We start from the raw sequence: 14,583 nt of genomic DNA, 5'->3' as shown, positions 1-14,583 counted from the left end.
ATCGGCGACACCATCCAGGCCCGCCTGACGGTGAAGAACAAGACCAAGAAAGACCCCAAGCCCGGCGAGCGCCTGACGGGGGTGGTGACCTGGGCGGTGGAGATCACCAACCAGGAGGGCAAGACCGTGGCACTGTACGACATCCTGACCCTGGTGGAGCGCCGGGGCGAGGCCCAGGCGCAGGCCTGAAAGCCCTGTCCTGGCAGAAGTCTGGGGTTATACGGGGTTCAAAAAGATAGCCATCCTTGCACCAAGACTCAGGCAGCTATCTTTTCGAATCCCAGAGCACTCCCTTCGGTCGGGTTAGTTCGCCGCCATCCGGCGCCGAACTAACCGAATCTGGTATCACCCCTCCCGAACCCTCCCTGCCAGTGGGGAGGGTTCGGTCAATCAGACTTTCTGCGGAAGTCGCTGATGCCCCATGGCCCCGTCCCTCGAGGGGGGAAACCGCCGCCATCCGGCGCCGAACTAACCGAATCTGGTATCACCCCTCCCGAACCCTCCCTGCCAGTGGGGAGGGTTCGGTCAATCAGGCTTTCTGCGGAAGTCGCTGATGCCCCATGGCCCCGTCGGACCCGGTGGGAGAGCGGGGCAGTGGGCCAGATGCAAGCGCTCAGGCTTCTTCGGCCTTCGCGGCTTTAGCCCCGCAGGACTGGCGGATCACCAGCGGGGTTTCCAGGACCACGTGCCGCTCCTGTGGGGTTTTGCCGTGCATCAGCTTCATCAGCATCTCGGCCGCAACGCTGCCGTGGAGTACGGCCTGCGTGCGCACGGTGGTAAGCGGCGGGACGGCATAGGCCGCGGTGGGGATGTCGTCGTACCCCACCACCGCGACGTCGTCGGGGATCCTGAGGCCCTTCTCGTGGATGGCGGCCATCGCCCCCAGGGCGATGGTGTCGTTGCCGGCGAAGAGCGCCCTGGGGTAGGGTTTTCTCTCTAGCAGCGTGAGCATGGCTTCGTAGCCGCTCTCGGCACTGTAGTTGCCGTAGGCCACCAGGGCGGGGTCGGCCTCGAGCCCGGCCGCCTCGAGAGCCTCCGTGTACCCCTGCAGGCGCAGGTTGGCCGCGTGGTATTCCGGCGGGGCGTAGGCGATGTGGGCGATGCGCCGGTAGCCCAGGCGCAGGAGGTGATCCACCGCGTGCCGGGCGGCGGTGCGGTTGTCGGTGTCCACCGAGTAGATCTCCTCGTGGGTCGCGAGCCGGGCACCCATGAGGACCAGCGGGAAGCCGATCTGGGCGAGCTCGAGCAGGTGGGGGTCGTCCTGGGTGCGCGCGTTGACCACGATCAGCCCGTCGATGCGCTTGCCGTAGACGAGCTCGAGGTAGGCACCGGGTTTGGCGGCGTCCTCGACCGGCTCGAGCAGCACCCGGTACCCGTGGCGGTAGCTGACCTCGTTGAGGCTGTAGAGGAGTTGCGGGAGGAACGCGTCCACCTTGAGGTGCTCGGCGTGCGGGATGACCAGGGCGATGGTGCCGGTCTGGCCGCTCACCAGCGTGCGCGCGGCGGCGTTGGGCACGTAGCCCAGCTCCTTGGCCGCGCGCAGGACCCGCAGGCGCGTCTCCGGGCTGATGACGACGCCCGGGACGTTGTTGAGCACGAAGGAGACCGTAGTCCTGGAGACGCCGGCGTGCTTGGCTACTTGCTGGCTGGTCACCCGCGGCTTGCGTGTGGGCATGCCCCTTTCCCGTCCCTCCTAGGGGACCAGGATACTCGACCCTCGGCGCAACGGCTCAGGGATCCACTCCCCGTGGGCCTCGAGCAGCTCGTCGACCAGGTTCCAGATCTGCTCGAGGTCAAGCTCGGCGGCGGTGTGGGGGTCGAGCATCGCCGCGTGGTAGACGTGCTCGCGCTTGCCGGTGAGGATGGCCTCGACGGTGAGCTCCTGCACGCCCACGTTGGTGCGCATGAGGGCGGCCAGGTGCGGCGGCAGGCTGCCGATGCGGGTAGGCTGGACGCCGTTCTTGTCCACCAGGCAGGGCACTTCCACGCAGCAGCCCTGCGGCAGGTTGTCGATGAGGCCGTGGTTGAGCACGTTGCCGTAGACGACGCGCGGGGTGCCGGTCTCCTGGCTGTGGATGATCAGCGAGCCGTACTCGTGGCTGCGGTGGACGGGGAGGGGCTGGGTGCTGTGCTCGAGCTCGGCCCGCAGGTGCTCCCAGCCCGCGATCTGCACCTCGCAGCGGCGGATGTACTCGTCGAGGGGGATGCCGAACTTCTCGATGAGGTCGGGGCGGTCCCGCTTGATGAAGTAGGGGGTGTACTCGCTGAAGTGTTCGCTGGACTCGGTGACGAAGTAGCCCAGGCGGCGGAACATCTCGTAGCGCACCTTGTCGGCCATGGGGGCGCCTTCCACCGGCCGCTGGGGGGACTGCCCGCTCTCGAGGTACTCCCGGATGCGCGGGTAGAGGTCTTCCCCGTCGCGCTCGAACTTGAGGTAGAAGGCCATGTGGTTGATCCCGGCGCAGAGGTAATTGATCTCCTCCACCGGCACCCCGATGTCATGGGCGAGCTGCTCGGCAGTGCCCTGCACGCTGTGGCACAGCCCCACGGTCTTGACGCGCGTGGCCCTGAGCAGGGCCCAGGTGTTCATGGCCATGGGGTTGACGTAGTTGAGGTGCAGCACGTCCGGGCACAGCCGCTCCATGTCGCGGGCCATCTCCAGCAGCACCGGTACGGTACGCAGCGCCCGCATGATCCCGCCGATGCCCAGGGTGTCGGCGATGGTCTGGCGAAGGCCGTACTTCTTGGGGATCTCGAAGTCGATGACGGTGGCGGGCCTGTACCCGCCGACCTGGACCATGTTGATCGCGTAGTCGGCGCCCTCGAGCGCCCTTTGGCGGTCGGTGGTGGCGACGATGCGGGGCTTCACGCCTAGGCTCTGGGCCAGCCGGTGGGCCACGATCTCCGAGGTTTTCAGGCGCTCGGGGTTGATGTCGTGGAGCACCAGGGTGGATTCGGAAAGTTCGGGAAAGCTCAGGATGTCGCCCATGAGGTTCTTGGCGAAAACCGTGCTCCCCGCGCCGATAAAAGTGATTTTAGGCATAGGTTTCGTCTCCTTGGGCTTTTGCGAAGTTGCCGCGAGTTGCCTCAGGTTCAACGCGCCAGGCGCGACCATCGACTATTGACCATCGCGCGGGCCCTCGAGGCGCCTGGGAAGGAGTTTGCAAGCACCTCGAGGGCCACGTTCACCGGCTATCGCTTAAAGACCGCGTTGACCTTGGCGTTGGCGTCCTTGAGCGCGTCGGCAGCCCTGGCCTTGCCCAGGAAGACCGAATCCATCGCGGCGTTCATGATGCTGGTGATCTCGGAGGCGTAGTCGGTGATGGGGAACAAAAAGGTGGCGCCCTTGGTGTTGGCGATGGTGGTGAAGGCGGTCACGTCCAGGCCGTTCTTCTTGTACACCTGCAGCGCGGCGTCCACGCCCGACTTGATCGCCGGGAAGACCACGCCGTAGGAGCCGACGATGTTCTGGCAGGCGGGTGAGCCCAGGAACTTGACCCACTTCCAGGCCTGCTCCTGCTTCTTGCTGCCCGTCCAGATGGAGTCGGCCAAGCCGTTGAACATGCTCTTGCGCCCGTTGGGGCCTGTTGGCAGCAGGGCGAAGCCCACGTCGAACTTGGCGTTGTCCTTGAACCACTTGATCATCCACGAGCCGTGAGGCAGCATCGCCACCTTGCCCGAGGTGAACAGCGCTTCAGACCCTAGGCGGCTCACGTCGGAGGTGGGGACGGCGTAGCCTTTCTTGAGGCTGAGGTCGGCCAGCCACTGGATGGTCTCGGCCAGCTTGGGGCTGTCGTAGTAGTACTTGGTGTCCCAGGGGCCGTCGTTGAACTTGAAGCCGTTGGACACCGCCAGCCAGCTCCACTCGGTCTGGCCGTAACCGCCGCCGGAGCCGTTGGTGACGAAGCCGTACTGCACGACGTTCTTGGGGTCGAAGTTCTTGGAGAGCCCGTTGTTGCCGTTCTTGTCCTTGCTGAGCTGAGCGACCACCCGCTCGAAGGTGCCCCCGTCCTTGGGGTTCCAGGTCCAGGTGCGGAGGGTGGCCTCGCTGATCCCGGCTTCCTTCAGAAGCTTCTTGTTGTAGACGATGGCGATGGTGTCCCAGTCCTTGGGCAGGCCGTACTGCTTGCCGCCGCGGCCCCACAGCTCGTAGAGCCCAGGGTAATAGAGGTCGGTCTTGACCCCGTCGCGCTTGATCAGCGGGGCAATGTCCACGATCTGGCCGTTGCTGGCGAACTCCGGATATTTAGCCAGGTGGTTGGTGAAGACGTCGGGAGCGGTGCCGGCGACGAAGCCCGTGGTGAGCCCGGTCCAGTAGTCGTCCCAACCCTTCTGCACGATGCTCACCTTGATGTCGGGGTTCTGCTGCTGGAAGGCGTTGGCGCAGGCCTGGTACGCCGGCTGCTGGTTGGAGTCCCACAGCCAGTAGGTGATCTCGGTCTGGGCGAAAGCCTGGGCGGCTAAAGCCGCGACCGCCGCGATGGCCGTCCTGCGAAACACGTGGTGCATAGTCCCTCCTGCTGTTCTAGAGATTCCTGTTGCCGATACCCGAAAACCTTCAAACCCTGGCTCTCCCGCCGACTGTCTACCTCACCCCTTTCGGTTAGCTCGAGCTTTCCCAAAACGCGAAGGAAGAAGGCTATTTCAGACCGCTGAACTGCAGCGACTCCACCACCTGCCGCCCCAACACCACCAGCAGGATGAACACCGGGACGATGGCCAGGAAGGTCGCGGCCATCAGCCCTGTCCAGTCGGGTGAACCCTGCGGCGTCTGGGACTGGAACATCTTGAGCGCGACGGTGAGCACTTGGAGGCTGTTGTCCTTGCTGACGATCCAGGGCCAGAAGAACTCGTTCCAGGTGTTGATGGTGGTGAGGATGCCCAGCGTGACCAGCGGGGTTTTGCTGATGGGCAGGATGATGCGCCAGAAGATGTAGAAGGGCGTGGCCCCGTCGAGGTAGGCGGCCTCCTCGAGTTCCTTGGGCACCGCCAGGAAGAACTGCCGGAGGAAGAACACCGCGAAGGGCGTCATCAGCACGAAGGGCGCCACCATCCCCTGGAAGGTGTTGAGCCAGCCCAGGTTCTTGATCAGGATGAAGTTGGGGATGAACAGCACCGCGCCCGGGATCATGGTCGCGGCCAGGAAGAGGAAGAAGATCACGTCGCGCCCGGGGAAGCGCAGCCGGGCGAAGGCGTAGGCGGCCATGGCGCTGAAGAAGGTCTGGAAAACGACGATAGTGAGGGTGAACAGCACCGAGTTGCGCATGGCGGTGAGGAAGTTGATGTTGGCCACGCCGCCCACCGCCAGGTTCTCCTCGAGGCTCACCATCCCCAGTGCCCGCCGGAAGTTGAGGAGGGTGGGGTCGGTGGGGAACAGCACGGTGGCCTGCTCGAAGAGTTCCTTGGGGTGGGTGATCGCGGTCTTCACCACGATCCACAACGGGAAGAGCGTGACGAAGATCAGCGCCGCCAGCAGTGCCCAGGCCAGGACCCGCCCGGGGGTCAGCCGTTGTACCTCGCGTGTGTAGGTCGTGCCGGAATGCATGCCCACCCTCCTACGACAGGTCCGACTGGTTGGCCCGGAACACCCGCATCTGGACGAGGGTGAACGCCACCAGGATCAGGAACAGCACCATCGACATGGCCGAGGCGTAGCCCATCTTGAAAAACTGGAAGGCGTTCTCGTAGATGTACCAGACGATCACCCGGGTCGCGTAGCTAGGGCCGCCCCCGGTAGCCACCGCCACGGTGTCGAAGATCTGGAAGGAGCCGATGACGCTGGTGACGAGCACGAAGACCGTCACCGGGCGCAGCAGGGGCAGGGTGATACGCCAGAACATGCGCCACTCGCCGGCCCCGTCGATGGCGGCAGCCTCGTAGAGCGAGCGCGGGATGGACTGCAGCCCGGCGTAGAACAACAGCGCCGTGAAGCCCATGTGCCGCCAGATGTTGACCCCGGCCACCGTCGCCAGGGCCTGGTCGGGGGAGCCGAAGAAGGGCTGGCGCTCGAGCCCTAGGAGGCCCAGGAACACGTTGACGTAGCCCAGGATGGGGTGGAGCAGCCACAGGAAGATCATCGCCACCACCACGTTCGACAGCAGGTAGGGCAGGATGACCACCGCCCGCACGAAGATCGAGCGCACCAGGCGGTCCATCAGCACCGCAAGCAGGAGCGCGAGCACCGTCTGCAGGGGGATGTTGAAGAGCACGTACAGCCCGGTGACCTTCAGGGCGTGCCAGAAGTTGGGGTCGGCCAGCAAGGCCTCGTAGTTCTCTAACCCCACCGGCCGGGGCGGGCGCAGGAGGTTCCAGTCGGTGAAACTGATGGAGAAGGCCCGGACCGAAGGCAATAGGTAAAAGAGCACGAAGCCCACCAACGCCGGGAGGATGAAGAGCCAACCCGTAAGCGCCTCGCGGTTGAACGCCCGCCGCCAACTCGAGGCCACCCTCCCAGGCCTTTGCACCGCTCCAGTCTCCGGGACCTGCTCCACGGTCACCTCCTGAACAGCCGCACACTTACTACAGCGAACTAACTCGTGTTACTAACGCGTGTCAATAAAGTAGCCCAAATGCCTTGCGCTGTCAATAAGGCCGCCAAAAATGGGCTTCCAGACTAGGATTAATCCCCCTCGGCCATGAAATACCACTTGAGATTCTGTATTTATATCAGAAGACCGCCCCCCTGCTCACCGGGACGATGTCACGTGACGCGGTGCTCAGTCCAGGAATTCGCGGTCATGCTAAAATAAGCCCGTGATTATGCCTAAGACAGAAAGGACCAAAGAACCCAAGGAGCTCAAGGGCCTCGAGGCCCTCACCGCCCCCCTGACCGCCAGCGAGATCGAGTGGAAAGTGCAGGTGAACAAGAACGGCAAGACCATGATCGCCCCCTACATCGACAGCCGTGCCGTGATGTCGCGCTTCGACCGGGCCTTTGGCCCCCTGGGCTGGCAGAACCAGCTCAAGGAGGTGAGCCTGGGCGACGGCGAGGTGGCCTGGCTGTGCGGCATCGGCGTGCGCACCGAGAGCGGCGAGTGGGTGTGGAAGTGGGACGGGGCCGGGGCGAGCGACCTCGAGCCCGTCAAGGGCGGCATCAGCGGGGCCATGAAGCGCGCCGCGACCCAGTGGGGCGTGGGGCGAGAGCTCTACAACTACCCCCGCGTCTTCGTCACCGGCGAGCACAAATACGTCCCCTTCGAGGTGCTCAAGCGCCTGGAGGGCCTGCCCGCCGCCATCGCCGCCGGTCGCCGCCTGCCCGAGGTGATCACCCTGGCGCCGGACGGTTCGGACGTGCGCAAGGCGGCGTAAAGCCGATCACAATATCCCAAAAGCACTGTAGGGCGCCCCCTCGGGGGCGCCCTCGCAGTTGGGTGAGCCAGGGCTAAGGGTGAACGAGTTCAGCCCGGTAGCCCTTATCCCCGAGCACCAGCTTCCCCAGCGGATGTCCCGGCTCGTGGGTGAAGACCAGCAGGTAATCGCCCTCGAGCCAGCGCGCGTACATGCGCTTGCGGGTCTCGAGCGTGGTCATGGGGTAGAGGTCGAAGGCCATGATGTAGGGCAGCGGGGTCTGCATGAGGGTGGGGATCAGGTCGGCGGTGAAGGCCAGGCGCTGGCCGCCCGACTCGAGCTCCACCGCCTGCATGCCCAGGGTGTGGCCGGGGACCGGGACCAGGCGCAGGCCCTCCAACAGCTCGGTCTCCCCTTCCACGACCTCGAAGAGGCCGGCCTCGAGCACGGGCTCGATGTTCTGGGGGAGGTAGCTGGCGCGGCTGCGCTCGTGGGGGTGGGTGGCTTCCTCGAGCTCCTGCCGCTGCACGACGTAGCGGGCGTTGGGGAAGGTGGGGAGCAGGCGGCCCCCCTGCCAGCGGGTGTTGAGGCCGGCGTGGTCGAAGTGCAGGTGGGTGTTGATGACCCAGGAAATGTCCTCGGGGGCGACGCCGAGCGTGGCGAGCTGGGCGAGCACCGGGCTTTCGTCGCCGAGCTTGTAGAGGTCGCGGTGCTTGGGGCCGGGCTTGCGGTCGATGCCGGTCTCGACCAGCACCCATTGACCGGCGACCCGCACCAGCAAGGGGTTCATGCTCAGGCGGATGCGGTTTTGCTCGTCGGGCTCGGTGAGGCGGGTCCAGACCACCCTGGGCACCACCCCGAAGGTCGAGCCCCCGTCGAGCCAGATGTCGCCGTCGTTGAGCACGAAGAGGTCAAGCGCGCCGAGCTTCAGGCGGAGCGGGGGTCGCATCGAGCTCGATTATCTCAGGCTCGTACGCGGCGAGTCTACGGCGCATGACCTCGACGGCCGCGGGGTTCTGGTCCACCAGCACGAAGCCCCGCCCGTGCCGGGCCGCCGCCTCGCCGGTGGTGCCTGAGCCCGCGAAGAAGTCGAGCACGACGTCGCCGGGGTTGGAGTGCACCTTGACGACGCGCTCGAGCAGCTTCAGGGGTTTCTGCGTGGGGTAGCCGGTTTTTTCCCGGCTGGTCGTGGGCACGATGGTCTGCCACCACACGTCGGTGGGGGTCTTGCCGCGGGCCGCCTTCTCGGGGCCGACCATGCGGGGCGTCATGTAGGGGATGCGGTCGATGGCCTCGTAGTTGAAGGTGTAGGCCTCGGGGTCGCGGGCGTACCACAGCAGGGTGTCGTGCTTGGCAGGCCAGCGCCGGCGCGAGCGGCCCCCGTAGTCGTAGGCCCAGACGATCTCGTTGATGAAGCTCCGGCGGCCAAAGATGCCGTCGAGCAACACCTTGACGTAGTGCACCTCGCGGTAGTCGAGGTGGACGAAGAGCGAGCCGGTGGGGGTCAGCAGGCGGTAGGCCTGGCGCAGCCGGGGCTCGAGGAAGGCCAAGAAGTCGTCGAAGGCGTCGAGGTAGACGGGGGACTCGAGCGGCTCGGCACGGTACTTCCTGCCGCCGAAGCCGTTGCGCGAGCCGCCCTCGTCCTGCACCACCCGCATGCGGTTGCGCTTTTGCACCTTGCCGGTGTTGAAGGGCGGGTCGAGGTAGATGAGGGGGAAAGAGCCGTCCGGGAGGGTCTGGATGTAGCTCAGGCACTCCGCCCGGACGATGCGCTTCATGGTTTGGATTGTACTGGGTGGAGATTGGAAGGCGTCGAGGGTCGATGGTCGATAGCTGATAGCCGATAGCCGAACGCCCAATGCCGGGCACGGGTCGTACGTCCTACGTCGTACGTCCTACGCAAAACGCCGGTTGTACGTCTTACGTCTTACGTCTTACGTCTTACGTCTTACGTCCTACGCCCTGGCCCTCGCCCCTCGACAAACCACGAGCTGATGGCTGACCGCTGACGGCGGTAAGCTTACCGCCGTCTACCACGAGCTACAGGTCACTAGCTACAAGCCTCCCTAAACCCTTCCTCCTACCTCCGCTTCAGACACTCACCTGCCTGAAAAGCCCCTGCCGCACCTCTTCCAGGACGGGCTCGAGCGGCCGCCCTTCCTCGTGGGCGCGGATGAGGGCGCTGGCGATCACCGCGCCGTCGGCGGCCTGGGCGGCTTGGCGGGCGGTGGTCTGGTTGGAGATGCCGAAGCCGATGGCTACGGGCGCGGCGGTGTGCTGTTTGATGCGCTGGACGAGTTCGGGTAAGCCATCGGGCAGCTTGTCGCGTGCGCCCGTCACGCCGGCCACCGAGACCGTGTACACGAAACCCGTGCAGTGGGGCGCGACGGTGGCGATGCGGGCGTCGGTGGAGGTGGGGGCCAGCAGGAAGGTGGTCTCGAGGCCCACCCCGTGGGCGAGCGCCACCAGCTCGGGGTCTTCGTCGGGGGGGAGGTCGGGGAGGATGAGGCCGGTGGCCCCGGCGGCCTTGAAGGCCTCGAAGAAGCGGCGGGGGCCGGTGGCGATCACCGGGTTGATGTAGGTCATGATGAACAGCGGCTTGTCGGTGAGGGAGCGCACCTGGCGCACGAACTCGAGCACGTCCTTCAGGCGGGTGCCCTGGCGCAGGGCCCGTTCGGAGGCCCGCTGGATCACCGGGCCGTCGCCCAGGGGGTCGGAGTAGGGCAGGCCGATCTCGAGCAGGTCGGCGTAGGGCAGCACGCGGCGCACGGTCTCGAGCGCCCCCTGCGCGTCGGGGTAGCCGGCCATCACGTAGGGGATCAGCGCGGCGCGGCCCTCGTAAGCAGCGCGTTCGAAGGCTTCACGGGTGGTCATCAGGCCACCTCCTGTGGTCCTCGGCCCTCGGCACTGGGCCCTCGACGCTCCTCCAGCACCCGCATCACCTCCACCACGTCCTTGTCGCCCCGGCCCGAGAGGTTGATGACGATGACCTGCTCGGGGTCCATCTCGGGGGCCAGCTTGGCGGCGTAGGCGATGGCGTGGGCGCTCTCGAGCGCGGGCAGGATGCCCTCCAGGCGCGAGAGCAGCTTGAAGCCCTCGAGGGCCTCGTCGTCGGTGATGCCCACGTACTCGGCGAGGCCCTGCTCGGCGTAGTAGGAGTGCTCCGGCCCCACGCCGGGGTAGTCCAGGCCCGCCGAGACCGAGTGGGCCGGCTGGATCTGGCCGTCGTCGTCGTAGAGCAGGTACATCATCGAGCCGTGCAGCACGCCCTTGCGGCCCGCGCCGATGGAGAGGGAGTGCAGGCCCGAGGCCTGGCCGTGCCCCGCGGCCTCGACCCCGATCAGGCGGGGGCGCGGCTGCTGGTAGGCGAAGGGCGCGAACACCCCGATGGCGTTGGAGCCGCCGCCCACGCAGGCGATCACCGCGTCGGGGTTCGGACGGCCCTCCTTGACGAGCAACTGCTGCTTGACCTCCTCGCCCACGACGCTCTGGAAGTCGCGGGCCATGGCCGGGTAGGGGTGCGGCCCCACCACCGAGCCGATGATGTAGAAGGAGTCGCGCACGTTGGTCACCCAGTCGCGGATGGCCTCGTTGGTGGCGTCCTTGAGGGTGCGGGTGCCGCTCTCCACCGCCCGCACCTCGGCCCCCAAAAGCTGCATGCGAAACACGTTGAGCGCCTGGCGGCGCACGTCCTCGGCGCCCTGGTAGACCACGCACTCCAGGCCCATCAGCGCCGCGACCGTCGCCACCGAGACCCCGTGCTGGCCCGCGCCGGTCTCGGCGATGACCCGCTTCTTGCCCATGCGCTTGCAAAGCAGCGCCTGGCCCAGGGTGTTGTTGATCTTGTGGGCCCCGGTGTGGTTGAGGTCCTCGCGCTTGAGGTAGATCTTCGCCCCGCCGAGGTGGCGGGTGAGGTTCTCGGCGAAGTACAGCGGCGAGGGGCGGCCCACGTACTCGCGCAGGTAGCACTCGTACTCCCCCAGGTAGTCGGGGTCGTGCTTGAAGTGCTCGTAGGCGGCGGTGAGCTCCTCGAGCGCGGGGATCAGGGTCTCGGGGACGTAGCGCCCGCCGAAGTCGCCGTAGCGGCCTCGAGGGTCGGGCAGGGGGTAGCTGGGTAGCTGCATGGGCACCTCGTTAAAGGTCGATAGCTGATAGCTGATAGCTGATAGCCGATGGCCAAAAGCCCAACGCCGACGACCAGACGCCATCGGTTCGGGGTTATTGCTTTGGGTGCTTTACGTTTCGCGTCTGGCGTCTTGCGTACGGCGTAAGACGTACGACCCAGGAGTACGACCCGCGCCCGGCGTTCAGCGTTGGGCGTGGGGGCAGAGCCTCCACTTCTGGTGGTGCCACTTGAAGCTGCGGGGGGTGCGGGGGCGGGGGCCCTTCATGCTGCCCCCAGGGTAGCGGCCCTTACAGGGGGCCGTCAAGCTTCGGGTAGAGTGTTGGGGCATGAGCAACAACGATTTCGCCAACAAGCTCGACCGCTTGGCGCAGGTGGCGGTAAAGATCGGCCTCAACCTGCAGCCCGGGCAGGAGCTCGTCATGACCGCCCCCGTCGAGGCGCTCGAGCTCACCCGCAAGATCACCGAGCACGCCTACAAGGCGGGGGCCTCGCTGGTAACGACCCTCTTCTCCGACGACGCCGCCACGCTCGCCCGCTTCCAGCACGCCCGGCCCGAGAGCTTCGACAAGGCCCCGGTGTGGTTCTACGACGCCATGGCCGAGGCCTACCGCAGCGGCGCGGCCCGGCTGGCGATCAGCGGGCAAAACCCGGGGCTGCTCAAGGGGCAAAACCCCGACCACGTGGCGCGCTCGAGCAAGGCCCAGTCGTTGGCGATGCGGCCCGCGCTCGAGCTCATCACCAGCTTCCACATCAACTGGACCATCGTCTCCTACGCCACCCCCTCCTGGGCTCAGATGGTCTTCCCCGGCGACCCCGAGGAGGTAGCTGTCGCCAAGCTGTGGGAGGCCATCTTCCAGGCCTCGAGGGTGGACCAGGACGACCCCGTGGCCGCCTGGGAGGCCCACAACCGGCGGCTCAAGGAGCGCGTGGACTTCCTCAACGAGCGCCGCTACGCCGCGCTGCACTTCCGCGGCCCCGGCACCGACCTGCGGGTGGGCCTGGCCGACGGGCACCTGTGGTCCGGGGGCAGCGGCCGCGCCAAGAACGGCGTGGTCTGCAACCCCAACATCCCCACCGAGGAGGTCTTCACCACGCCGCACAAGGACCGCATCGAGGGGTACGTGAGCTCGAGCAAGCCCCTCTCCTACCAGGGCAGCCTGCTCGACGGCATCCGGGTGCGCTTCGAGGGGGGCAAGATCGTGGAGGCCACCGCCGAGCAGGGCGAGGAGATCCTGCGGCAGGTGCTGCAGACCGACCCCGGCGCCAGCAGCCTGGGCGAGGTCGCGCTCGTGCCCCACTCCTCCCCCATCTCCCAGAGCGGCATCCTCTTCTACAACACCCTCTTCGACGAGAACGCGGCCAGCCACATCGCGCTGGGGCAGGCCTACACCGAGTGCATGATCGACGGCGACAAGCTCAGCGAGGAGGAACTGGCGGCGCGCGGGGCCAACTCGAGCCTCATCCACATCGACTGGATGATCGGCTCGGGCGAGGTTGACGTAGACGGCATCGCCCAGGACGGGACCGCCGAGCCGCTGATGCGCGCCGGCGAGTGGGTGAGCTGAGCAGGTAAACACACAATTTGCACTCGCTCGTCTGAACGCGGGTTATTTGCCGCAGGGATTTGCTCCGCGGCTTGCTACCCTCAATCTCGGGTTATGACTCTCGTTCAGGCCATCGAGATCGTGCTACGGGAAGCGGAGGGACCGCTTTACCACCGGGAAATCACCCGGCGCATCGTGGAAAAGGGGCTCTGGAAAGAAACCGAGAGCCTGCCTGACAACGTCCTCCAAAAACTCACCGCCAGCGTCCGCTGGGCCTACTCCCCCTTCGAGCGCGTCTCCCCCGGCTACTACGCCCTGCGCCCCAGGGATCTCGGCTTCGATCTCGAGGAATCCCTCCAGGAGTCGGCAGCGGATTAGCTCGAGGCTTACAGGCACGGCCCTTAGGGGCCGTGTTTTTGGTTCGCTGTCAGCCGTCTGCTATCAGCGGTCCGCCGTCAGCTCGTGGTTTGTCGAGGGTCGAGGGCCAGGGCGTAAGACGTAAGACGTACAACCGGCGTTTTGCGTTTGGCGTTTGGCGTTTGGCGTTTGGCGTCTTGCGTTTTGCGTCTTGCGTACGACGTAAGACGTACGACCCGCGTTCGGCTATCAGCCATCGACCCTCGACATCCCCCCAACCCCCTCGTTACCAATTTCCCAATCTGTGCCATGCCCTACACACCCGACCCATAAGAAGGGCTAACTTTTCATACGTATGAATCATTCCGCTCCCCGGCTCGACGAGCTCGAGGCCCTCGCACTGCAGGTGTTGTGGCGGATGCGCCAGGACGCACAGCGGGCCTATGAGCCGCTGGGTTTTTCGCCGATGCAGTGCTTGGCGCTCAACCTTATCCGTTCGGGGGTCGAGCAGCCTGGGGCGCTGGCGGAGGTGCTCGAGGCCTCCCCGCCCGGCGTGTCGCAGCTTCTCAACAGCCTCGAGGACCGGGGCCTGATCCGGCGCGAGATCGAGGCCAGTGACCGCCGGCGGATCCGGCTGACCCTCACGGCGCAGGGGGAGGAGCAGCTCGGCGAGCTCAACCGGCGCTGGCGCGAGGTCACGCTGCCGCGCTACCGGCAGCTCAGCGAGGGGGAGATCGAGACGCTGATCGCGGTGTACCAGAAGATGCTGGGCGGGCTGGAGGAGGCCCCGTGAGGCGGCACCTGGGGTGGATCGTGCTGCTGGGCGGGCTGGCGGGGGCGCAGGGCTTCTTCGCGCCGCTCGAGCAGCACCCCAGCCTGCGCCAGGCCTACTACGGCGTGCTGGCGGCCGAGGCCAACGTGCGGGCGCTGGAGAGCCCCGTCGCGCTCCAGGGGCAGGGCGGGCTCGTCTCCCTGGGCTACGCGCCCCCGCCCGCCGACTGCCAGCCGGGCGACCCCCGCCCCGCCTGCTACACCCCCCCGTCCGACGCCCGCTCGCTCAGCCTGAGCCTGACGCTCACGCCCTTCCCCTTCGGGGACGTGGCCGACAACCTGACCCAAGCGCGCATCGGCCTCGAGCAGGCCAAGATCGGCTACCGCCAGGCCCGCGCCCAGCTCGAGGCGCAGGCGCTCGAGGCGGCCTACCGGCGCAAGCTGGCCGAGGGCGCGGTGGGCGTGGCCCAGAGCGGCCTCAGGCTGGCCCAGGGCAGC

At 66.5% G+C, this 14,583-nt stretch carries 14 protein-coding genes and 1 pseudogene; 6 read left to right on the top strand and 9 right to left on the bottom strand.

Translation table 11 applies throughout. The annotated features are described in order from the left end of the window. Positions 1 to 189: hotdog family protein (locus MEICH_RS29385; RefSeq protein ID WP_027893081.1), on the top strand; the 189-nt coding region annotated here is incomplete at its 5' end. A 424-nt stretch (positions 190 to 613) separates the two neighbouring features. Here MEICH_RS29385 and MEICH_RS0113510 read toward each other — a convergent pair. The 5 genes from MEICH_RS0113510 to MEICH_RS0113490 all read right to left on the bottom strand — a co-directional run bounded on the left by MEICH_RS0113510 (position 614) and on the right by MEICH_RS0113490 (position 6,491). Further along, complete coding sequence (locus MEICH_RS0113510; RefSeq protein WP_027893080.1) at positions 614 to 1,675, bottom strand: LacI family DNA-binding transcriptional regulator; 1,062 nt, start codon at positions 1,673 to 1,675, stop codon at positions 614 to 616. 18 nt (positions 1,676 to 1,693) lie between these two features. Continuing rightward, complete coding sequence (gene melA, locus MEICH_RS0113505; protein WP_027893079.1) at positions 1,694 to 3,043, bottom strand: alpha-glucosidase/alpha-galactosidase; 1,350 nt, start codon at positions 3,041 to 3,043, stop codon at positions 1,694 to 1,696. Positions 3,044 to 3,192: 149 nt separating this feature from the next. Further along, a complete protein-coding gene (locus MEICH_RS0113500) occupies positions 3,193 to 4,509 on the bottom strand; it encodes an ABC transporter substrate-binding protein (RefSeq protein ID WP_027893078.1) in 1,317 nt (438 codons plus the stop codon). Positions 4,510 to 4,639: 130 nt separating this feature from the next. Next, on the bottom strand, positions 4,640 to 5,545 hold the full coding sequence (locus MEICH_RS0113495; protein ID WP_027893077.1) for a carbohydrate ABC transporter permease: 906 nt from the start codon (positions 5,543 to 5,545) through the stop codon (positions 4,640 to 4,642). A 10-nt stretch (positions 5,546 to 5,555) separates the two neighbouring features. Next, positions 5,556 to 6,491 carry a carbohydrate ABC transporter permease gene (locus MEICH_RS0113490; protein WP_084542357.1) on the bottom strand — a complete coding sequence of 312 codons (936 nt, stop codon included), beginning with the start codon at positions 6,489 to 6,491 and terminating at the stop codon, positions 5,556 to 5,558. 268 nt (positions 6,492 to 6,759) lie between these two features. Between MEICH_RS0113490 and MEICH_RS0113485 the strand changes: the two genes are divergently transcribed. Further along, the gene (locus MEICH_RS0113485) at positions 6,760 to 7,308 is read left to right on the top strand and encodes a Rad52/Rad22 family DNA repair protein (RefSeq protein WP_051304151.1); all 549 of its coding nucleotides are present in this window, start codon (positions 6,760 to 6,762) and stop codon (positions 7,306 to 7,308) included. A gap of 73 nt (positions 7,309 to 7,381) precedes the next feature. Here the strand turns inward: MEICH_RS0113485 and MEICH_RS0113480 are convergent, their stop codons facing one another. The 4 genes from MEICH_RS0113480 to trpB all read right to left on the bottom strand — a co-directional run bounded on the left by MEICH_RS0113480 (position 7,382) and on the right by trpB (position 11,411). Continuing rightward, complete coding sequence (locus MEICH_RS0113480) at positions 7,382 to 8,236, bottom strand: MBL fold metallo-hydrolase (protein WP_027893074.1); 855 nt, start codon at positions 8,234 to 8,236, stop codon at positions 7,382 to 7,384. Then, positions 8,199 to 9,065, bottom strand: coding sequence for a DNA-methyltransferase (locus MEICH_RS0113475; RefSeq protein WP_027893073.1), 867 nt, complete (start codon positions 9,063 to 9,065; stop codon positions 8,199 to 8,201). The genes MEICH_RS0113480 and MEICH_RS0113475 overlap by 38 nt, the downstream gene beginning before the upstream one ends. Before the next feature lie 313 nt (positions 9,066 to 9,378). After that, on the bottom strand, positions 9,379 to 10,161 hold the full coding sequence (gene trpA, locus MEICH_RS0113470) for a tryptophan synthase subunit alpha (protein ID WP_027893072.1): 783 nt from the start codon (positions 10,159 to 10,161) through the stop codon (positions 9,379 to 9,381). After that, positions 10,161 to 11,411: a tryptophan synthase subunit beta gene (gene trpB, locus MEICH_RS0113465; RefSeq protein ID WP_027893071.1), complete on the bottom strand. Its 1,251-nt coding sequence runs from the start codon at positions 11,409 to 11,411 to the stop codon at positions 10,161 to 10,163. Before trpB ends, trpA begins: the two co-directional genes overlap by 1 nt. Before the next feature lie 328 nt (positions 11,412 to 11,739). On the opposite strand from trpB, the gene MEICH_RS0113455 reads away from it, so the two are divergent. The 4 genes and pseudogenes from MEICH_RS0113455 to MEICH_RS0113440 all read left to right on the top strand — a co-directional run. After that, positions 11,740 to 12,978, top strand: coding sequence for an aminopeptidase (locus tag MEICH_RS0113455; protein WP_027893070.1), 1,239 nt, complete (start codon positions 11,740 to 11,742; stop codon positions 12,976 to 12,978). Between the two features lie 93 nt (positions 12,979 to 13,071). Next, positions 13,072 to 13,335: a winged helix-turn-helix domain-containing protein gene (locus MEICH_RS0113450; protein WP_027893069.1), complete on the top strand. Its 264-nt coding sequence runs from the start codon at positions 13,072 to 13,074 to the stop codon at positions 13,333 to 13,335. A 334-nt stretch (positions 13,336 to 13,669) separates the two neighbouring features. Then, positions 13,670 to 14,107, top strand: coding sequence for a MarR family winged helix-turn-helix transcriptional regulator (locus tag MEICH_RS0113445; RefSeq protein ID WP_036218560.1), 438 nt, complete (start codon positions 13,670 to 13,672; stop codon positions 14,105 to 14,107). Then, positions 14,104 to 14,583, top strand: a pseudogene (locus MEICH_RS0113440) (TolC family protein); the annotation flags it as partial. The gene MEICH_RS0113445 and the pseudogene MEICH_RS0113440, both read left to right, overlap by 4 nt.

Origin of the sequence: Calidithermus chliarophilus DSM 9957 (assembly GCF_000430045.1) — a bacterium.
GTDB classification, from domain to species: Bacteria; Deinococcota; Deinococci; order Deinococcales; family Thermaceae; genus Calidithermus; species Calidithermus chliarophilus.
The sequence above is the reverse complement of the archived record's forward strand: the minus strand, read 5'-3'. Positions and strand labels throughout refer to the sequence as shown.